Source organism: Thalassotalea ganghwensis, assembly GCF_053485795.1.
On sequence record NZ_JBQRUM010000003.1, the window covers coordinates 292,886 to 313,345 of the forward strand.

At 38.8% G+C, this 20,460-nt stretch carries 15 protein-coding genes; 9 read left to right on the plus strand and 6 right to left on the minus strand.

Annotation, left to right across the window (positions count from 1 at the left end; genetic code table 11):
• The first annotated feature begins 6 nt into the window (after positions 1-6).
• The 8 genes from ACSLUH_RS04810 to pepA all read left to right on the plus strand — a co-directional run bounded on the left by ACSLUH_RS04810 (position 7) and on the right by pepA (position 11,800).
• Positions 7-1,023 carry a GNAT family N-acetyltransferase gene (locus tag ACSLUH_RS04810; protein ID WP_448565157.1) on the plus strand — a complete coding sequence of 339 codons (1,017 nt, stop codon included), beginning with the start codon at positions 7-9 and terminating at the stop codon, positions 1,021-1,023.
• Positions 1,020-1,268: a hypothetical protein gene (locus ACSLUH_RS04815; RefSeq protein WP_448565159.1), complete on the plus strand. Its 249-nt coding sequence runs from the start codon at positions 1,020-1,022 to the stop codon at positions 1,266-1,268. The genes ACSLUH_RS04810 and ACSLUH_RS04815 overlap by 4 nt, the downstream gene beginning before the upstream one ends.
• 3 nt (positions 1,269-1,271) lie before the next feature.
• Positions 1,272-2,021: an alpha/beta hydrolase family protein gene (locus ACSLUH_RS04820; RefSeq protein WP_448565161.1), complete on the plus strand. Its 750-nt coding sequence runs from the start codon at positions 1,272-1,274 to the stop codon at positions 2,019-2,021.
• Complete coding sequence (locus tag ACSLUH_RS04825; protein WP_448565163.1) at positions 2,014-2,841, plus strand: hydrolase 1, exosortase A system-associated; 828 nt, start codon at positions 2,014-2,016, stop codon at positions 2,839-2,841. The genes ACSLUH_RS04820 and ACSLUH_RS04825 overlap by 8 nt, the downstream gene beginning before the upstream one ends.
• 152 nt (positions 2,842-2,993) lie before the next feature.
• Positions 2,994-5,258 (plus strand): non-hydrolyzing UDP-N-acetylglucosamine 2-epimerase, encoded by a 2,265-nt coding sequence (gene wecB / locus ACSLUH_RS04830; protein WP_448565165.1) that lies wholly within the window; start codon positions 2,994-2,996, stop codon positions 5,256-5,258.
• 76 nt (positions 5,259-5,334) lie between these two features.
• The gene (gene prsT / locus ACSLUH_RS04835) at positions 5,335-8,097 is read left to right on the plus strand and encodes an XrtA/PEP-CTERM system TPR-repeat protein PrsT (RefSeq protein WP_448565167.1); all 2,763 of its coding nucleotides are present in this window, start codon (positions 5,335-5,337) and stop codon (positions 8,095-8,097) included.
• 2 nt (positions 8,098-8,099) lie between these two features.
• Positions 8,100-10,859: an XrtA/PEP-CTERM system TPR-repeat protein PrsT gene (prsT, locus tag ACSLUH_RS04840; protein ID WP_448565169.1), complete on the plus strand. Its 2,760-nt coding sequence runs from the start codon at positions 8,100-8,102 to the stop codon at positions 10,857-10,859.
• 146 nt (positions 10,860-11,005) lie between these two features.
• Positions 11,006-11,800 (plus strand): flocculation-associated PEP-CTERM protein PepA, encoded by a 795-nt coding sequence (pepA, locus tag ACSLUH_RS04845; RefSeq protein ID WP_448565171.1) that lies wholly within the window; start codon positions 11,006-11,008, stop codon positions 11,798-11,800.
• A gap of 258 nt (positions 11,801-12,058) precedes the next feature.
• On the opposite strand, the gene ACSLUH_RS04850 is transcribed toward pepA, so the two are convergent.
• From ACSLUH_RS04850 to ACSLUH_RS04870, 5 genes are all read right to left on the minus strand, one after another.
• A complete protein-coding gene (locus tag ACSLUH_RS04850; RefSeq protein ID WP_448565173.1) occupies positions 12,059-14,005 on the minus strand; it encodes a ThiF family adenylyltransferase in 1,947 nt (648 codons plus the stop codon).
• Between the two features lie 5 nt (positions 14,006-14,010).
• Positions 14,011-14,808, minus strand: coding sequence for a PEP-CTERM/exosortase system-associated acyltransferase (locus tag ACSLUH_RS04855; RefSeq protein WP_448565175.1), 798 nt, complete (start codon positions 14,806-14,808; stop codon positions 14,011-14,013).
• A 97-nt stretch (positions 14,809-14,905) separates the two neighbouring features.
• Positions 14,906-16,138: a pyridoxal-dependent decarboxylase, exosortase A system-associated gene (locus tag ACSLUH_RS04860; RefSeq protein WP_448565176.1), complete on the minus strand. Its 1,233-nt coding sequence runs from the start codon at positions 16,136-16,138 to the stop codon at positions 14,906-14,908.
• Positions 16,135-17,733 (minus strand): acyl-CoA ligase (AMP-forming), exosortase A system-associated, encoded by a 1,599-nt coding sequence (locus ACSLUH_RS04865; RefSeq protein WP_448565177.1) that lies wholly within the window; start codon positions 17,731-17,733, stop codon positions 16,135-16,137. The genes ACSLUH_RS04860 and ACSLUH_RS04865 overlap by 4 nt, the downstream gene beginning before the upstream one ends.
• A 131-nt stretch (positions 17,734-17,864) precedes the next feature.
• Entirely contained in the window at positions 17,865-18,713 is an 849-nt protein-coding gene (locus ACSLUH_RS04870; RefSeq protein WP_448565178.1) for a patatin-like phospholipase family protein, read from the minus strand.
• A 121-nt stretch (positions 18,714-18,834) separates the two neighbouring features.
• Between ACSLUH_RS04870 and ACSLUH_RS04875 the strand changes: the two genes are divergently transcribed.
• The gene (locus ACSLUH_RS04875; protein WP_448565179.1) at positions 18,835-19,608 is read left to right on the plus strand and encodes a S1C family serine protease; all 774 of its coding nucleotides are present in this window, start codon (positions 18,835-18,837) and stop codon (positions 19,606-19,608) included.
• A 68-nt stretch (positions 19,609-19,676) separates the two neighbouring features.
• Here the strand turns inward: ACSLUH_RS04875 and ACSLUH_RS04880 are convergent, their stop codons facing one another.
• Positions 19,677-20,429 carry a divergent polysaccharide deacetylase family protein gene (locus tag ACSLUH_RS04880; RefSeq protein WP_448565180.1) on the minus strand — a complete coding sequence of 251 codons (753 nt, stop codon included), beginning with the start codon at positions 20,427-20,429 and terminating at the stop codon, positions 19,677-19,679.
• Between the last annotated feature and the right edge of the window lie 31 nt (positions 20,430-20,460).

Sequence of the window (20,460 nt, forward strand, 5' to 3'; positions counted from 1 at the left end):
AGCATAATGGAATATCGTCTTTTAGCGCTAGAGGAAATGACAGAGTTACATTGGCGGCAATGTTTAATCAATTATTATGAGCATAGTTTGCCTTGGTTAAAGGCTACCGCCGAGTTTGTGATTAAAAGGCCATGTTACATTCACAGCTTGTGGAATAACGATACACTTGTCGCTGCGATTCCTTTTTATCAGGCTAGCTCTCGGTTTGGTATAACTACGATGAAAAACTTGATGAGTTTTTATTCAACTCAGGCCCCCTTGGTTGAAAACCCAGATTACATTGGCTCTGGAAAAATACTGTTAAAGACAGTCTTACAAAGCAATTATTGGCATATGTTCGAATTTGGTCCATCGTTTAGTGTTTATGACGATCTAGGGTATCTCTGGGCTGAACGTGCTGTTCAAGTAAATTGGCATTGCGGCAATATAGAATCGAGCCAACAATATTTTGCAGAGCGACCCAGTCAATTACGTAATACCCTCAAGAGAAAAAGTCGCCAGTTGGAGAAGTTAGCACACCAGTATCACATTGCCGATGTTAACAACTTTGAGCGACTATTTGCTGACTATATAAGTATTTATCAGCAAAGCTGGAAGGGGCAAGAGTACAGTGTAGAATTTATAAAATCTGTCTGTGAACAAGCATTAAGTGATGGCAAGCTCTGTCTCGGTATTCTTTATATTGAAGAGGAGCCAGTTGCCGCCCAGATCTGGTTTATTCAAAATCAATGTGCATCTATTTTTAAATTGGCTTATGTGCCAAAATTTAGCAAACTATCGGTTGGCAGTTTGCTATCAGCTTACATCTCTGAATATGTGATTGAGCATTACAAGGTAAACGAAATCGACTTTGGTATGGGTAATGAGCCTTACAAAAAAGATTGGATGACGAGCTTAAGGCAGCGTTATACGGTGTTGTATTTTAACCAAAAATCACTTTTAGGAGGACTTTGCTGGTTAAGGTATGCTTTCGCGCCCAAGATTAAGTCAACATTCATTGATTGGTTAGGAAAAAAGAAATGAGCCAAGATAGCGTTAAGCAACAAATAATGGATATTCTATCAGAGCTGATGCCAGCTTATGATAATACATATTGGCAATCGAACCCGGAACTTATTGGTGTTGTGCCTGAGTTTGACTCGATGACAATTGTTAATTTATTGGGCGAAATTGAAGAGCGTTTAGATATTGTTCTTGATGATGATGATGTTACAGCTGAAAACTTTGAATCGGTAAACTCGATCGTCTCCTTGTTAACGAGATTGTAATTCGTGAATAGTGGTCCGCAGTTTATTAATTTGAATAATAAACAATTATTTTGTTTTGCTCGCTTACCTAAAAACAGTCAATTGATGGTAGTGTTTATTCCTCCACTTTTTGAAGACGCTAATAACACTCGTCATGCTTTTACTAAGTTAGCTGAGCACCTTGAAAAAAATAAAATAGCATCGCTTATTTTCGATTTTTCAGGTACTGGAGACAGTGAAAAAGAGCTATCAGAAGTATCAATTTCTGATTGGTTTAGTGAATTAGTATCCGTTTGTGAACACATCAGAGAACAACTTTCGGCAATAAAAATCGCTTTTTTTTCTTGTTGTTCAGGGGCGCTATTACTTACACCGCAAGTCAGTGCTAATGCCGAAAATATCGTGCTTTGGCAACCAGAAAGTTCAGGCAAAAAATACATTAACCAGATAAAGCGTCTTTCGAAATTGCAACACACAACACCTGAGTATTCTAATGCTGAGAAAACTCTCCTAGCAGGATACGAAATCCCTAACAAAATGTTGGACGATATCTCAGAGCTAACGCTGAGTTCCATTAGAGATAAAAAAGTATTCTGGCTGGAGTTTTCTCAACAAGAAAAAATACCAGCAGCTAGAGAAGTGCTTTTTTCATCATTACACTGCCTAAGCTCAATATTAAAGATCACAACAGAGAGCAAATTTTGGCAAGCAACCGAGTTAACAGTGCCACACCAAGCTATTTCTTTAACAACTGAATGGTTAAGCAATGCTTAAGTGTAATGAAGTCCCAGTTAGCTTTTTAAGTAAAGGCAAGCTTTTACATGGAATTTTTCATCAAGTAGAGGGGGCTGAGCGTGCGTTAATTATTGTCACTGGTGGACCTCAAACTCGCGTTGGTAGCCATCGAATGTTTGTGCAATTAGCGCGCTTTTTAGCGCAGCATAATATCATGGTGCTGAGGTTTGATTATCGTGGGGCTGGCGACAGCGAAGGTGATACTCAGGGTTTTGAGCAAACTGCGGAAGATATTGCTGCAGCTGTTCAATACCTCAACGGTCATTATGACATAAGTAATATTAGCTTGTGGGGTCTTTGTGATGCCGCATCAGCAATCTCGCTTTACTTAAAACACTATACAGAAAATAATATTACTAATTTGAATCATGTGATTTTGGTTAATCCATGGGTAAAAGAACCATCTCTGGAAGCACAAACCTATCTGAAGTTTTATTACTGGCAGCGATTCAAACAGCTTGAATTCTGGAAAAAACTACTGACAGGAAAATTGAAGGTGTTAAATAGCATTCGAGATATTAGCATTTATAAAAAACAGGCGAAAAAGCCATCATCTGTTAGTTTTGTAGACGAGATGCTTGAAGGATTATTAAGCTTTAATGGGCAGAGTCACTTAATTTTGGCAGAGCAAGATTTAGTAGCTCAAGAGTTTCTTCAACTTAGAAATAAAAATATCGATTGGCAAAAAGTCAACTTTACTACCCAATCCACCATAAAATATGCCAATCATACTTTTTCGTCACCAAATTGGAAAATGCAGTTATTTGAAGCGGTATTAACTACTTTTAAAAAATGCTAAAAGGATAGTAAGTACAAAACTAAAGTTTTGGCAAACATATTGTGCACTTGCTTTTTATATCATGCTTAATGATGATAAATTACTTTGTAATAGGTTTGTTAAACGTTAAACTAATACGCTATTAAATTTAATGAGATTTTAAGGAAGTTTAAATGAAGATTGGGATTGTTGTTGGCACTCGCCCCGAAATAATCAAAATGGCGCCTGTGATCAGAGAGTGTCAAAAGCGCGCTATTCCGTATTTTATCATTCATTCAAATCAGCATTATTCTCAAGAAATGGACAGTATCTTTTTTAAAGAGCTGGAACTTCCCAAACCTCATTACAACCTTGGTGTTGGCTCAGGACTGCATAGCAATCAAACGGGGAATATCTTGATCAAGATGGAACCAATATTAGTTGATGAAAAGCCTGATGTGGTGCTAGTTCAAGGTGATACGAATACGGTACTTGCTGGCGCATTAGCGGCATCGAAATTAGGTATCAAGGTTGGTCATATCGAAGCTGGCCTTCGTAGTTACGACCGCACAATGCCAGAAGAAACTAATCGTATCATGACCGATCATATCAGTGACTATTTATTTGCGGTTGGACCCAATCAACATAGTATTTTAACAAAAGAAGGCATTGACCGAGAATTAATCCATACCGTCGGCAATACCGTGTCAGACTCTCTTTTCCAGCATTTAGAAATTTCAGCTGAAAAAAGTAATATTCTACAGGAACTTAGTGTAGAGTCGAAACAGTATTTTTTGGTTACCGCGCATAGAGCCTCCAATGTCGATATTCCTGCTAATTTAATGGAATTATTAGCACTTTTTGATAAGTTACATCAAAAATATAGTCAAACAATTGTGTGGCCAATTCATCCAAGAACTCAGGCTAAGCTTAAAGAATTCAATATTGATGTACCTGAATATTTAAAGTTATTACCACCGATAGGGTATTTAGACTTTATTCAGCTACAAAAACATGCACAATTAATTTTAACTGATTCTGGTGGTATTCAAGAAGAAGCATGTTTGCTTGGTGTTCCATGCATAACATTGCGCGAAAATACAGAGCGACCAGAGTCTATTGAAGTTGGTGCCAATGTTTTGGTCGGTCGGGATGGTGATAAAGCTTTAGCCGCTGCTGATAAGTGGTTAGCCACTGGTGATTTCTCATGGGAGAACCCTTTTGGCGATGGCCATGTTGCGGAAACAATTTTAGATATTATTACCAATACCAAAAACATCGAAGAAGAAGAAAAAATAGTCGCTAAAAATGAATCCATCGCGGTGATTGGTATGGGTTATATGGGGCTACCTATTTCAAGTTTAATCGCACAAGCTGGCTATTCGGTAACTGGTGTAGATTTAAGTCAAGAGAAGGTGGACTCAATTAATCGCGGCGAATGTCCATTTGATGAAGTAGGAATGCCAGAGCTACTAAACAAAGTTGTTTCACAAGGTTTTTTAAAAGCATCAACTCAAATACCAAGTTCAGATACGTATTTGGTGGCTGTACCAACGCCGCATAAAGATAACCGTTGTGATCGCAGCTTTGTATTTAGTGCGGTTGATGCGATCGCCAACGTTGCCAAAGATGGTCAAATCGTTATTGTTGAATCGACGATATCACCGAAAACAAGTTTGGCGGTAGAACAAAGGTTTGCTGACAAAGGTTTAAAAATTGATGTGGTTCATTGTCCAGAACGGGCAATACCTGGACAAACGTTACATGAATTAGTCAACAATGATCGTATTATTGGTGCTAGTAATGAACGAGCTCAGCAGAAAGTGAAACGAATTTATCAAAGTTTCGTTAATGGCGAGGTGTTTTTAACTGACGCAACAACGGCAGAGTGTATTAAGTTGGTTGAAAATACTTCTCGTGATGTTGGTATCGCTTTTGCCAATGAGTTGGCTCAAATTTGTAGCGAATTAAATGTCGATGTTTATGAAGTGATTAAATTGGCCAATCGTCATCCTCGAGTTAACGTGTTAACGCCCGGCCCAGGTGTTGGTGGGCATTGTATCCCAATCGACCCTTGGTTCTTGGTTGAAAGTACTCAATCAGGCGAGTTCGTAAGATTAGCGCGTAAAATAAATGACGAGCGACCTAAACTTGTTGCTGATAAAGCCATAACTCAACTAAAGAGTATGCAAGGTAGTAAAATAGGTATTTTAGGCGTAGCTTATAAAGCGAATGTTGATGATTGTCGTGAAACACCAGCCGATGCAATTCTTGAAAGATTAAAAGATCAAGGCATAGAAGTTAAATATCACGATCCATTCGTGCCCAATTGGTCATGTGAACGCGTTGAATCATTATCTGAGATGGCACAATGGGCGGATTTGGTCATGATAGTGACGGATCATACGTGTTACTGCGATTTAAACTTACCCGTGCCAATTTTTAACACCCGAGGGTAATTAATTGAAAGCTCATCTTTGATGAGCTTTTTGCATTATAAATGACATTGAAAGAATAGCTTTAAAAGGAATAAAAATGAAGGTTACCAGTACAACATCCATTCTAGCATTGACGATAGCGCTATCTTTGAGCGGCTGTGGTGAGCCTGAAAATGCAGAAAACTACCTAAAGCAAGCGAACCAATATTTGGCTGAGGGTAAATTTCAAGAGTCGATCATTGTACTGAAAAATGCGGTAAGGCTTGCCCCTAAAAGTGCAGAAGCAAGACTTAAACTAGGGCACGCCCATTTAGGGGTGGGTAACGGCTTAGATGCAGTAAAAGAGCTAGAGAAAGCACAACAGTTTAAAAGCCCTAAAGCAAAAGTTTTGCCCTTGTTAGCACGAGCTTATTTAATCACCAATGATAACTTGGCTATATTGTCGTTAGAAGATATTGACTCGTTGCCAGAAGAAGCTAAGTTGCAAGTGATGGCATATAAGACATTAGCAGCTATTCGTGAGCAACAAATCGACCTTGCAGAAAGCATCGTAACTGAAATTGAACAACTTAATTCGGCTAACCCATACGCTACGCTAGCAGCTGCTTATTATGCGACAGCCAAAGATGACGTCGATCACGCTGAGGCTTTAGTAGCTAAGGTTAATAGTAACTTTGCTAACATCCCAGAAGTGATTATGTTGGCGGCACAAATTGCTAGTGCGAAACAAGAGCACGTCAAGGCGAGTAAGTATTATCAGCAGTATGAAAAGCTCCAACCGCAATCTCGTCTAATTTATTTACTTGTCAGTAACAGCTTACTTAAAGCTGAAAAGTATCAAGAAGCAGAGGCGTACGCGGATAGAATTTTGAAAGCGATCCCAAATCAACCTCTAGCAAATTACGTTAAAGCAAGTGTTCGATATGTGGAGAAAGACCACCAAGCTGCGCTAGAGCATATAGAAGTTGCTATTCGAGGTCAGTATGCGCCACCGTTAGCACGATTAATTGCTGGTGTAAGTGCTTATCAATTAGGTTATTTTGAAAAGGCCCATCTCCACCTTGGTTTTATCGTTGACAATTTATTGCCAGAACATCCCGCGAAAAAGATGTTTATCATTAGTCAATTTCAACTAGGATTAATTGACGATTTAACTGAAAGCATTGGTGATTTTTCTCCTCAAAATGAAGCAGACCAAAACTTTCTATCTTCATTAAGTTATAATCTTTATTCTATCGGTGCGATAAAAGAAGCTAAAGAACTGGTCGGTAAAGCAGAGGCAGTTGAACAGCAAGGAAACCAAAGTTCAGCCAAGCAAGGTTTATTGAAGCTGATGATGAATGACAGCAGTGGTTTTGAGGATCTTGAAGGGGCATTGTCTGGTGACGAAAGCCTTAAAGGTAAAGAAATGTTGTTAGCTTATGCTGCATTGCATTCAGGAAACATCGAAAAGGCAGAAGAAATAACCTTGCAGTGGCAAAAGGAACACCCTGAATCACCCGGTAGCTATAATATGCAAGCTGCAATATATCTGGCGAAGAACCAGCCTGAGCAAGCAATTAAAGCGCTAAAACTAAGTTTAGAAAAAGACGACAAAAATTTTTATGCGTTAACAGAGCTAGCGAAGGTCTATTTCCAAACTAAACAAATAGAACTCGCCAAGACATACGTAGATAAAGCAGTAACTGTTTATCCACAAAATCCCAAAGCATTGCGCTATTTTTATGCTGTTAACAAAGATCAGAGTGCACTTGATAAAATTAATCAAGCGTATCAAGAAAAAAAACAAAATGTAGAACTAACGTTGCTTTATATTGACGCGTTAATTGATGCTAAGCAGTTTGATAAAGCTCAAACTGTTTCAACTACTATCGAATTTGATATTAAAACGCCTAAAAAAGCATGGTTTCAGCGCATTAATATTTATCGAGCTCAGCAAAGTGATGAGTTAACGTTAAAAACGATAGAGTCTTGGTTAAATGTTAATCCTTACCATATTGAGCCCGTTTTTTTAATTACTGATTATTATGCTAAAAATGGGCAAGCTGAAAAAGCATATTCTTATTTTGATAAAGCTTTGGCAAACTATCATAAAGAGAATTTACCTTTGAAAGCTGCTTATCTGCAGTTGTTACTCGATACCGGTAAAGCTCAGCAAGCTAGTGAACTTTTTCAAGATGAGCATTTTGAGCAATTAAATCCTGATGTTTACTCAGGTTTTGAAGGACGACTGGCTATTTTTGCGAAGAATTATTCATTAGCCGCTGAGAAACTAACGCCATTTTATCAACGTTACCCAAGTACTCAAAATGCATTATTACTGTCGTTGTCATACCAAAAGTTAGGAAAGAACGAGGTGGTCGTTGAGCATTTAACCCAACACCTTGAACAACAAGGCGATGATGATCGAGTGAGGATGATGTTGGCGAATAGCTATTTAGGGTTGGATCGTAAAAAGGCTATTCAACATTATATAAAGCTATTAGAAACACAACCAGAAAACATTATTGTATTGAATAACCTCGCTTGGTTATCGATGGATTTAGGAGATCTTGATCAAGCTTTGAATTATGCTAAGCGAGCTTATGAAATTAAACCAGATCTCCCAAATGTAGTTGATACCTATGGTATGGTTACTTTTAAGCAAGGCGATCAATTAAAAGCCTGGAAATTACTGAAGAAAGCTTATGAGTTGTCTAATCATCAAGAGCCTGATATAGCGATGAATTTTGCAGAGGTTTTGATAGCAAATAATCAAGATGATGAAGCCAAAGAAGTGCTTAAAAGCACTTTAAGTAACACTAAGTCAGTTAACGAGAAAAAGAATAGTTTGCTAAAAAAAATTGCTAACAAGGATTAAAAATGAATAAAAACAAATTAGCTTGTACCATTTTAATGCTCAGTATGTTTGGTATGGTCGGTTGTGGCCCGAATAAAAATACCGCGGAATTAATTAACCTAGCAAAACAACAAATTGAGTCCAGTGAACTATCATCAGCAATTATTTCATTAAAAAATACGGTTCAACTCGAGCCAAGTCATATTGAAGCTCGTGAGTTACTAGGGTATGCATACTTGCAACAAGGGAGCTATCAAAGTGCAGAAAAAGAGCTTTCTCGTGCTATAGAGTTAGGCAGTGACAACCCGCAAACCGTTTCAAGGCTGGCGTTTGCTTATATGAACCTTCAGGATATTGTCGGCTTGGAATCTCTTATTAATCAAGCTATAGAAATAGACAAAGACAATTATGCCCTGTTAATTTTATATACAGGGCTCACCTACTATACAGAAAATGAACTTGAGAAAGGGCAAGAATATCTACATCAAGTAACGAGTAGCTCACAAAATGAAGAAATCATTTCAATCGGCCAAGCTTATTTAGCATTTAAAGATAGTCAATATGAGCAATCGCTTAACCTATTAAACAAAACATATAGCTCTGCGGAGTTAAGGCATCTTAAGAACTTGATAATAGGCCATAGTTACCACGCATTGAGTGACTATGATATGGCTCAACAAGCCTATCAAAAGTTATCTAAAACAGCCGTGTTTGATACCAGAGTTATCTTATTTCGCATTAACAGTTTAATAAATGATAATAACCTCGATGTTGCTGAACCAATTATCGATAAGTTGTTAGTTCAAAATGTAAATGCACCGCTGTTAAATCAATACAAAGCGCAAGTAGAATACTCAAAAGGAAATTATCGAGAGGCATTAACTTATGCTGACAAAGCAACAACTAAAACAGCGTTAATGCCTATGGCACGAATGATTGCTGGTGTTAGTGCATTTCAACTTGATGAAATTGAAAGAGCGTATAGTAACTTAAAGAGTATTGAAGGCTTCCTTAGTAAAGAGCAACCTTTAGGAAGAATACTGACGTTAATTAAAGTTAAACTTGGTTATATGGCTGATGAGGCAGATAACCTAGCGTTAGTTGAAAATTGGTCAGCGTCTGATATCGACTTATTGAAGCAATCAACAGTTGAGCTAATAAAACTAGAAGACTTTAAAAAGGCAAATGAAATTATCAGTAAAGCTTTAGCGGCTAGTCCGAGTGATCCTAAGTTACTTGCCCACCAAGGGATGCTACTTTTAAAAGAAAACGATAAAACAGGTATAGAATATTTAGAAAAAGTTATCGCTTTAGAACCTCAAAACCAACAGGTTATTGTTGCTACGGTTTTACAGTTTATTGCGCAAGGTCAGACTGATAAAGCCTTAGTCTTAGCTGATAAGTTAGCTAAAGATGAATTAACTCAAAAGCATGGTTTGATTATTAAAGGGTTAGTCCATAACCATCAAAATGATAAAAGTAAAGCGAAAACGCAGTTTAATAAGGTGCTCTCTCTAGAGAGTAACAATTTTGCTGCCTTGTACTATTTGGGATTAATCGCTCATCAAGAAGGTGAGTTAGCGCAAGCAACAGATTTTCTAAAAAAAGCGCTAAATGAGCAACCATCACACACTGGTGCTTTAACGCAACTAATTGCTATTCAATCCAAAGCCCCTAATCGTTACAACATCACAAGTTTTCTAGAATCGCTTTATGCTAAATACAATAATAACGAATCAATATTGTTAACGCTGTCTGCGGTTTACCTGCAATCTGGTGAGACCCCAAAAGCAATCGAAGTACTCAATAAACAAAAAGGGAAAAGCTATTTAAGTGATAGATATTGGCTAGCGTTAGCTACTGCTTATCAACAAAGCGATAATATATCAGCTGCCATTAGTGTTCTGGAAGAAGCAAGTACTACAGAAAGGACGAGTGATAGACTGGTTTTTAAGCTATTGGATACCTATAGATTAGCGGCACAATATAAAGAAATGGAGGGCTTTGCTAATTTGTTATTAAAGCAACAGCCAGATAATGGTAATTACCAATTAGCATTAGCTAAAGCTTTGGTAGAACAGAAAAATTTTGAGCAAGCAAATAACATAATAACGAGTTTGTCTGCCAAATACCCAACGAGTATCAATGTTAAGCGTGTACTATACCGTTTAGCTGAGTTGGAAGGGAACTATCAACAAGCAGCGAATACTGCCAAGCAAATATTTGCCCAAACCGAAGGTTCCAATGCCTTACTTAAATATGCCTATATGTTAAGAATGCAAGGCCAGCAAAAAAAAGCATTAACAGTGCTGCAAGAATACTCAACCAAACATCCTGATAATGTTGCTGTAAAAGCGCTAATTTCTGAGTACTTGTTGACAGATGAAACGGAAAAAGCTTTAGCGAACTATTATTTGCTACTAAAAAAACATCCGGATAATGTGGTTTTGCTCAATAACATTGCATGGGGTGAGTTGCATCTTGGTAATGCCGATAAGGCTTTAGGGTATTCTCGACAAGCCAAAGAATTAGCACCGGCTAATGTTGCGGTGTTAGATACTTTTGGGGAAATCCATGTTGCGCTAGGCAATATTGAAAAGGCTGTCGAAGTATTTAATCAAGCCTTACAAATATCACCTGATAATGTTGAAGTAATGTTAAGCTTGGCTAATGCTCACTTATTAAATAACAATAAAGAAAAAGCTCGCGAATTGGTTGCCAAATTAAATAACATAAGCCCTGATCTTCAAGAGAAATATAACAAGATAAAGCAACGATTATAGATGTCAGAAAATTTTACAATGTTACAAGATGAAAAAAATACCAACCTTATAAGTCGTTGTATATATTGAGTTTTAATTTTTTGGCATGCTAGTTGTATATAGGTTAGCAACAAATCTTTATTAATTGATTAAGTGAGAAAGGGAAAATGAAAAAATTACTTTTAGCAGGTGTTTTAGCTGCAACAACAACGTTCGGTGTAAACGCGTCTGTTTTAACCTTTAATGGTTCTTTATTCGGTGATGCTGATGTTACTTTCGATAATATTGACTTTGACGATGATTTTGCAACAGTGACTCAAACAGATGATGGTGATGGAGCAATTACAGGTAATGACGCTTTTACCGAGTTTGGTTTAACAAGCTTAATTTCTTTTGGTACTGGTGGTGCTAACTATACGCCTTCTGCTTACGAGTTTTGGTTGGACTATAGCTTCTCTGGTGAAGCATCAACTGACCCAGGTTTCTTGCAAGTGTTGTTTGCTGGTGGTAGTGCAGATTTGGTTATCGACACTGATTTGACATTAGATGGTCAAGGTGCGCAAGTGTTTAACGGTGGTACAACAATCGGTAGCATGACCATGAACGGTGGTAGCTGTAACATCTTCGGCACCGTTGGTGTTTGTAACTTGTTCTTGGATTTTGTACCTGTTGATACATACTTCTCATACAATGGTGAAGAGTTAAACAATCACTTAAATAATGGTGCGGTTGCAACAGCTAACTTAATTGTAACAGTTCAAAATATTATAGGTTTGTTCCCTACTTATGCAGAACAAGAAGCATTCTTAGCGGCAAATAACTTACCATCTGATGGTGATGACGTGCAAGTTTTCCAAATCAAGCACGATGGTAACATGAGTATTGAAGTTCCAGAGCCAACATCTATTGCTATCTTAGGTTTAGGTTTACTAGGTTTAGCTGGCTTACGTCGTCGCGCTTAATCTAATCAAGCTTAGAAAAAACCGAGCGTTAGCTCGGTTTTTTTATGTCCAAACTTTAACCAGAGCTTTGATTGCCAATGTCGAAGGTTCGTTAAAGAAAGTTGTGGGCTAGCGGTACAGATTGAGTAAGAAGAGCTTAGAACACGTTTATACAGTTGTACTTTAATGACTAGGTGATTTTGTAGGGGGGGCGTTAATGGCAGATAAAACCATAAGTATTCTATACGGTTTATCTGCTACTTAATTTATACAATAGGACTATGGCTGATACATTAGCTCTTTAAGAGGCTTTCTAATCGACCGTGATTTAGGGAGCTGTGAACGGCCTATGCGCCCTAAGAAAAGTGTCTTTTCACTATCAGGAACAATTTTATCAAACATTGCTTTTCCTTTCTTAGCATTCTTTATAACACTTTCATTTTTGGTGAAAGGAATATCTTTGCGTAAGTACTTAGCAAATATGACCGGTGTTTGTTCAGGCTGAAAGCCCAAACCAAGCTTGGCTGCTGTCAGCCAAAATCGTTGGATTACGCGACCCGCTTCAATGTACTCTTCAATAGTTTCAGGTTCTTTATCAGCCTGAATAGCAAAGTGAGCAGTACTTTTTAGGCTTGGAATAAAGTCAAGCTGGATACGGGGTAACCAAGTGCCAGCGAGGAACTTATTACAGAATTCAACACGCTGCCAACTTTTAAATAATGATTGCATCATGCGCGCGGTTAGCCAATCAACGCCTAAGGCTTGTTCTGGTATTTTGGTTTCACTAAATTGTTTGTGCCATTCAATAATATTTTTATGGGTGTGAAAAGCTTCTTCCATGGTAAGGCGTGTTTTAGCATTACGAAAATTGAGCTTTGCAATTGCCAATTTTTGATCAAAAGTTTCATACCAACGAACGCTGTAACCTGCAGGAATACTTAGTGTTAATTCTGCTTTTTCACGTTCAGTTAACGGGCTACTACCCATGGAACGGCGCTGAACAGCGCGTGTTTTGATGTATGGAAATAACGGGCTAATCTCAACATTTTCGTCTCGTTGAAGTTGACAATGTATTTGAATGTGCTCTGGATAAGTACTGTCAATTTTATGAGTTAATTTAAAACCAAACTCAGCGGCGGCGATAGACAGGGTTTCTAATAAAATACCATGAGAAAGATGACTAGAGTGGCCATCTAAATCATAAACGCAATGACGTCTGGTATCTAAACCGTGAATAATGACTTCATTTTCATTTAAGATTTCAAATTGCCATGCTTGCGCGTTATCACCACTGGGGGCCCAGCGGGCCAAATCTAAGATCGATTCCATTATAGACAATGGCTTTTCTTCTTTCTTTACCGGCAAAGGATTGTCCAGGAGTCTCTTTTTACCGAGCTTAAATGCTAATCGTTGTATCGGGTTATTGTTACCGCCTGGGCGCCACGTCTTTTTGAATTGATTGGTGTAGGCATCAAAATGCAGCCCCCAAGGCACATTTAAAACATCACCACGATTGAGTAATATCTTGACGACTTGCGACCCAGCAACGCCACTGGCGAGTTGACACCCCATCATGGTAGAAGGGCCTTTTTTATTAGCAAGATCAAGCTTAGTAGGGTCGACTAAATAGCTTTTTTGCAACGCTGCCGGCGTTAGACCAAGAAAGAAACGCAAGTATTGCTCATTTTCACTATAACCATTAAGTCGAAAATATTCTTCAAAGGTCATTTTTCCGGGTAAAAAATTAAGATAGGCGGTGCCCATACCGATTGGAGCAGCGGTTGTCGCGGGGATTGCTTTATCAGCGCAGAGTTTAAAAACTAGTTTACGGGGTTCAATAGCAAAGAAATCAAGTGAATCGAGATAACAATCAACATCTTCTAGGAATGTTTCAGTATTTTCAGGATTTATGCCATCGGGGAATAACTTAATGTCAACTTCTGGGTTAATGGCTTTGGCCATTTCGACCATGACATCAAGCTTTTTTTTGTCATAGGTATGCGTATTTGCGCCAACTTGGCGGTTGGTATTTTCACAGCCAAACTCATCAAAATCGGATAGGTTAAATTTAGTGATGCCGACACGCACTAAAGTTAGCAAATGAGAGCCACCAACACCGCCCATGCCTGCAATAGCTACGCGTTTAGTTTTTAAAATGGCTTGTTCTTCTTCTGTGAACCAGCCGATATTGCGGGAGAATGCTAGATCGTAGTCAAAATTAGACATGTTAATTATCTATCGGTTACGTCAGTATTTGGAATTCGATATCCGCTATCGTTAAAGGGCTTAAACTCTACCTGTTCAAGCAAGTCGTTATGAATAATGCCGTATAGTTGCTCTAACTGGTCGGTAAGCTCTCGATGAAAGTCTTCGCGGTGCAAGTAAAACATAGCCCTTTGCCCATGATACTCCATCACGTCGCCTATTTGCTTAAAAGGAAGTCCGAAGCGCTTTAATCGTCTATTTAAACGAGGCTCCATCATTACTACAATACCTTCATGCTCGCACAAGCTTGCTAAAGCTAAGCCTGATAAATATAAACCCATGGCAATATTTGGAAAATTACGACGCTCTTCTTCACTATAAACTGTTTTAGGGTCGATATTTTTCAATACGAAAGGGACATTCTTCTCTTTGTCACGTCGTCTGAAACTCGCGAGCACTGCAAGACGTGAAATCTCTCCAAAAGATCCACGTGGAAGTTTGGTGGTGTCAAAAACATCTTTGCGGGCGCTGCTTAAGCAATTTTCTTCAAACGGCAATTGCTTATCTGGTGACTCAATAGGAGGAATAATTAATCTTATACATCCTGCGAATACTCCTGTGCGCCGATGCTCAAGTAAGCAATGAAACGCATAGTCATCGCACTCATCTGTTTCCATCTTTTCACTATTTTGAGGTTCCCAACCTAACTCTTCGCTATAAACACCGTAGCGAATTTTAAAGGCTTCTTGTCTTAGCGCTTTTGTATCGGCAAACCGAATCCTAAAATATTGATTAAAATGCTCTGCAATTGAATAGTTTGTCATTGTCCATTTACAAATTATTGATGTTTCGGTCAGGTATCTCTAAATATAACAGCTAATGCTGTTTTTACCTCATATTAATTGATATTTTATTGATATATCAAAGCAAAATTTCGCTAACTAAGGGTTGACTTAAAAAGCCTTGTGGGCTAGCGCTGGCACCATAAGCACCTGATTGATAAATCACCACATAGTCTCCAATATCGGCACACGGCAAGTCAACCGATTGAGCAAGTATGTCCAAAGGGGTGCACAATGGTCCAACAATATTTACCCGTTCTACATTGTTTGATTCTGCACTCAATTTGTTGCCAATACTGACGGGGTAATTTTTTCGAATGACTTGCCCCAAATTTCCAGAGTTTGCTAAATGGTGATGCATCCCCCCATCGCAAACTAGAAACGTTTTTTCACGAGAGTGCTTTTTATCAACCACTTTGCATACATAAACTCCCGCTTCACCTACCAGATAACGTCCTAACTCTAGAATAAGATCAGTTTTATTAATTAATTCTTGGTGTTTTGTCATTTGATGTTGTAAAGCGGATAAAATAGCATCGATATCAAGTTCTTTATCTCCTAGGAAATAAGGAATACCAAAGCCACCACCTATATTAATGTAATCTAATTTGTTTGGATTATAAGGTATCAATTTTGCCATTAAGTTAAACGTTTGCTCGATAGCGTCAATAATCGCTTGCTCGTTGAGGTTTTGAGAGCCAGCAAAAATATGAAAGCCACGTAAATTTACCCTATCAAAGTTTAAGTGTCTGATGATGTCTTCAACAAGCTCTTCATCAATGCCAAAAGGTTTCGCTCCACCGGACATTTTCATTCCTGACGACTTTAGCTCAAAAGCAGGGTTTATTCGAATCGCTACATCAGCAATTACATCAAGCTCTGTGGCAATTAAGATTATTGTGTCGAGTTCATTGATAGATTCAGCATGTATAGTGACACCAGAAACGATTGCCGCCGTTAAATCTTGTTTACTTTTTCCAGGTCCAGCGTAGCTGATATCTTTTGGCGACATATCCGTTTCAAGAGCTAAAAGCATTTCTTTTCGGGATGCGACATCAAAGCCATCGACTAATGGCGCAATATAATGTACTAACGCTGGGTAAGGGTTCGCCTTAATGGCATAGTGCAGTTTGACTTGTGAAGGAAGCTTTTTAATTAAATGATTCACTTTTTCACTAAGTTTGTTTCTGTCATACGCATAAAATGGCGTACTACCAAGCATTAGTTCAATTTCTTGGAGGGATTTTCCACCAATCAATAGTTGTTGATCTTGCTGAGCAAACTGACTTTTTATCGTGTCATGTATCGTCATGTGTTTTCACTGGCTGAAAAATGGTGCTGATAAGTTGCTTTTAGTTGTTGTCGGTCTATTTTTCCGTTGGCATTCAATGGTAATTCACTCAAGGTTATAAATGCTTGTGGAACCATGTAATTGGGTAAGTTGCGTAAACAATGTTGCTTAACTTCCTGGAAAATGGTTTCACTTGAATTTGGTATTGGAGAAATAATTGCAATTACAGCTTGTCCTAATTCAGGATGCGGTATGCCAAAACAAACTGCCTGATGAATCGTATCTAGTTGAAAAATTACTTCTTCAACTTCAGTTGGACTGACTCGGTATCCAGAAGATTTAATCATGTCATCGTGGCGAGAAACAAAATATATATAACCGTCTTTATCCTTTTTAGCATAATCCCCTGTCCATACGGCAGTCTGAGGAATGGTTATACCCGACAAGGTTTTGGGGTTTATTTTAAATCGAGCAGCGGTTTTTTCTGGTGCGTTCCCATACCCTAAACTCACTAAAGGCCCCATGTGCACTATTTCGCCTTCTTCTTCAAAATCACATTCACTGCCATCGGGCCTAGCGATGATGATATTCGCATTCGGGATAGCTTTTCCAATTGACCCCTTGCGTTCATCAATTTTTTCGGGGGCAAGGTAAGTCGAGCGAAATGCTTCAGTCAAGCCATACATTAGATAAGGTTTGGCTGTTGGCAGGAGTGAGAGCAGTTTATCGAGTATTGGTAATGCAAGTGCTCCACCAGAGTTAGTAAAATAACGCAATGATACGCCATCGTTTAGCAGTTTATCTTGCCGTGAAAGCTGATGCCACAAAGGTGGGACTCCAGCCAGCCCTGTTACTTGATATCGCTTAACGGCTCTTAGGATGTCATTGGGAAATAAATAATTGAGAAGTACACAGGTCGCATTACTTAAAAAACTGGTGGTTATTTGATTAAAGCCATAATCAAAGCTCAACGGTAATGCGGCCAAAATGACATCATCTTCGTTATTTTCTAGATAGGTCACCACAGATTGTGCCCCCAAGGCAATATTGCTGTGTGATAAAACTACACCTTTTGCTTTTCCTGTACTTCCTGAAGTATAAAAAATTGCAGCGACATCTTGTCCAGTAATTGGCCCGGTTAATGGAGAGGTCGCGGTAAGCGAAAAATAGTGTGCCCAGCTTAGGACTTTTATTTTGCCGATGTTGGATTCGTCAATATCACCGTCAATAAGAATGACATGGGTTAAATCGTTAAACTGTTCGAGTGTATCGTTTAACTGCGCTAACCTTGCTTGGTTGGTGACCAGTAGTTTTATATTACAGTCGTTGGCGATATGTTTAACTTGCAACGTTTTCAATTGGTGATTTATTGGCACGAAGATAGTACCTGCGACACTACATCCAAATATCGCCGTGAGTGCTTCAAAGTTTTTATCAATGAATATGCCAACACGCTCATTTGTCTTAATAGACAATAATGATAGATTCGTGGCAAATCGTTTTGTTTGTTCATCAAACTCGCGATATGTTAAATATTGATCTTTGTAGATTAGCGCAGTCTTATTGGGATGCTCGCTAACTGCCGTTTGGTAAAGCTGATGAACAAAGGTAACCATATCTTATCCGTAGTGTATAACAATATGCTAAATGGACAATGCAGTTAGCAGAGTCATTATTACAAGCTATGCTAAGCTCATCAAGTAGAGTCTAAGTAAATTAATAATAAAAATAGATGTATGGCAGTATTTTAACTGACTAATGCTTGGCTTAACGCTTTTACTTTTATCGGTAAAATTTTTATCGCTGTATGATAACCCTTAAAATATAACGCTTCTTTCTGTGCTGGTGTCATGGTGAAGTCGACGGCTGAAGATAGCCCCGTATTGACGACGACAGTATTATGCCAAAATTCATTGTTAATATATTCTCGCGAAATGGTGGTCATAAAGGTTCGAATTAATAGACTGATGTATTGTACTATCGGGAAAAAACCGTTGGTCTTTATTTCGTCGTATTCATACTCTCCCTTGAGTCGAAAACAGATCACCGGAGTTCCGTCTTTAGCCCAGTCGCGATGCAGAGCATCTTCAGATAAAATACTGCCATCGACCATTAAGTGCTTACCAAAGGTTTTAAAACTAAAGACTAAAGGGATCGACATTGAAAACCTTACCGCTAATGAAACCTTGACATCAGGCGTGCGCTCTTTATCAAAAATTACCGGTTTACCACGAGCAACATCGGTAGCCACGATGTGAAGGTTTTTATCAAGCTCAGCAAAGGTTTTACCACCGAGCAGGCGATCAACCCATCGTTCGAAAACATCACCAGAGCTCAGGCCACCGTTACGGATTAACTTAATCAGCGAGAACTCTCTAAATTGGTTGTAGTCGGTATGCAAAGCAACATGTTTTATTTCTGGTAAGGTCAGTCCTGCGGCATAAAGGCTACTGATAATACTGCCACCTGACACGCCAACGAGGTGATCAAACTCGATGTTGAATTCTTGCAATGCTTGTAAAATACCGACATGGGCCGGTAAGCGTGTGCCACCTCCCGCAAAAATAGGGACTATTTTTTTTGTAACCGTCAACATGAATTCCCAAGGGTCAGTACTTACTTATTTGTAATTATGGTAAAAAAAAAGAAATTTACCTAATGACAAACTTTTTTTTGATACACTAAAACCAACATTTGATTAGATATCACGCCTTGTTATGTTTAACTTTTTTAAATTACTGACTTTATTGTGTTGCTTAGCATCTCAACTATCCTATGCCCAGTTAAGCGATACGGTAGCGAAGATAAAGCCATCTATTGTTGGTATTGGGGTTCATACACCGACAGGGCGGCCGCAAAATACCTTAAATGGTAGTGGCTTTGTGATCGGCAATGGTCACTATGTAGTAACTAACCTTCATGTATTACCCGATGAGCTTGACAGTCAATTATTGCAACGGATGGCGGTGTTTGTTGGCCAAGGAAAAGATGCTGAGGTCAGAGAAGCCAAGCTTGTTGCTTCGTCGGCCAAATATGATTTAGCCGTGCTAAAATTAGAAGGGGCTCCATTACCCGCATTGTCTCTTGCTGATCCTGATTTTATTGCAGAAGGCAGTTATGTCGCATTTACTGGTTTTCCAATAGGGTCGATATTAGGACTGTATTCTGTTACCCATCGTGGCATCGTTGCTGGTGTTACACCAACGATCACACCCGTTAGTGATGCCGGAAAAATTAATGTTGCGATGTTAAAACGATTGCGTGATCCTTATCTCGTCTATCAACTAGATGCTACCGCATACCCTGGCAATAGTGGCAGCGCACTTTATCGAGTAGACACGGGGGAAGTGATCGGGGTGATCAATAAAGTGTTTGTTCAAAAAACCAAAGAAGGGGTTATTAGTAACCCGAGTGGGATTACGTATGCAATCCCGGTAAAGCATTTACAAGAATTATTGGCAGAGCACAGCATTAGCTGGTTGGTTAAATAAGCCGGTTTATGACCGTCTGAGTAGTGTCTGGACAGTCAATCATTCAAAGCTACTCAGCTTAAAGTGCGTTATTCTTCAGAATGAACGCGCTCTTCTTTATAGCTTGGTTCGCTAAATAAACCTGAAAGTGGTACTAAACTGATACCATGCTCAGCAAGCGTTGGTATCAAATCAATTAATACTTCTACTGTTTCTGGGTGAGGGTGAGCTATCGCGATCGCTTTTTTGTTACGTTTGCTATAGCGAATTAACGCGTTAAACTGTTTAGTAATGTAAGCTCGTTCAAGCTTATTATCGAGAAATATTCTTCGACCAAGGTTGGGTACGCCAAAATGGGCAGCAACCTTTCTTGCTTTACTGTTTCTGGTGGTCACACTATCGACAAAAATCATATTCTGCTCTTTTAAATAACGCATCGTCCATGCCATTGGCGTGTACTGCGTGGTTAGATAGCTTCCCATATGATTGTTGATGCCTATAGCAAAGGGAATTTCATCAAAAGCTTGCGCCAAGGTATCGCGAATAGCTTGTTCATCCATATCGCGTGTCAATGCACCAGGCCCAAGGGCTTTAAGGTTGTTATTTGACTCCATGGGGATATGAAGAATGATGTCATGATCGTTTTGATAAGCAATTTCTGCTAACGCTTTTCCATACGGGGTATGCGGTAGTATTGCAAAAGTGACATTGCCAGGGAGGGTTAACGTAGCAATATCGGTTTTTCGATAACCGATATCATCAATGATAATTGCAACTTTCGCTTGCTCATAAGCATGAGCGAAGGTTGACAGCAATAGTGTTAAAAAGAGAAGTATTCGCACGTGAATAATTATAGTTATATGCTTAGTTAAT

What these genes read in the sequence shown, in the direction of transcription:
- ACSLUH_RS04810 (WP_448565157.1), top strand. Translation starts at nt 7, where the DNA reads ATGGAATATCGTCTTTTAGCGCTAGAGGAAATGACAGAGTTACATTGG.
- ACSLUH_RS04815 (WP_448565159.1), top strand. Translation starts at nt 1,020, where the DNA reads ATGAGCCAAGATAGCGTTAAGCAACAAATAATGGATATTCTATCAGAG.
- ACSLUH_RS04825 (WP_448565163.1), top strand. Translation starts at nt 2,014, where the DNA reads ATGCTTAAGTGTAATGAAGTCCCAGTTAGCTTTTTAAGTAAAGGCAAG.
- wecB (WP_448565165.1), top strand. Translation starts at nt 2,994, where the DNA reads ATGAAGATTGGGATTGTTGTTGGCACTCGCCCCGAAATAATCAAAATG.
- prsT (WP_448565167.1), top strand. Translation starts at nt 5,335, where the DNA reads ATGAAGGTTACCAGTACAACATCCATTCTAGCATTGACGATAGCGCTA.
- prsT (WP_448565169.1), top strand. Translation starts at nt 8,100, where the DNA reads ATGAATAAAAACAAATTAGCTTGTACCATTTTAATGCTCAGTATGTTT.
- pepA (WP_448565171.1), top strand. Translation starts at nt 11,006, where the DNA reads ATGAAAAAATTACTTTTAGCAGGTGTTTTAGCTGCAACAACAACGTTC.
- ACSLUH_RS04850 (WP_448565173.1), bottom strand. Translation starts at nt 14,005, where the DNA reads ATGTCTAATTTTGACTACGATCTAGCATTCTCCCGCAATATCGGCTGG.
- ACSLUH_RS04855 (WP_448565175.1), bottom strand. Translation starts at nt 14,808, where the DNA reads ATGACAAACTATTCAATTGCAGAGCATTTTAATCAATATTTTAGGATT.
- ACSLUH_RS04860 (WP_448565176.1), bottom strand. Translation starts at nt 16,138, where the DNA reads ATGACGATACATGACACGATAAAAAGTCAGTTTGCTCAGCAAGATCAA.
- ACSLUH_RS04865 (WP_448565177.1), bottom strand. Translation starts at nt 17,733, where the DNA reads ATGGTTACCTTTGTTCATCAGCTTTACCAAACGGCAGTTAGCGAGCAT.
- ACSLUH_RS04870 (WP_448565178.1), bottom strand. Translation starts at nt 18,713, where the DNA reads ATGTTGACGGTTACAAAAAAAATAGTCCCTATTTTTGCGGGAGGTGGC.
- ACSLUH_RS04875 (WP_448565179.1), top strand. Translation starts at nt 18,835, where the DNA reads ATGTTTAACTTTTTTAAATTACTGACTTTATTGTGTTGCTTAGCATCT.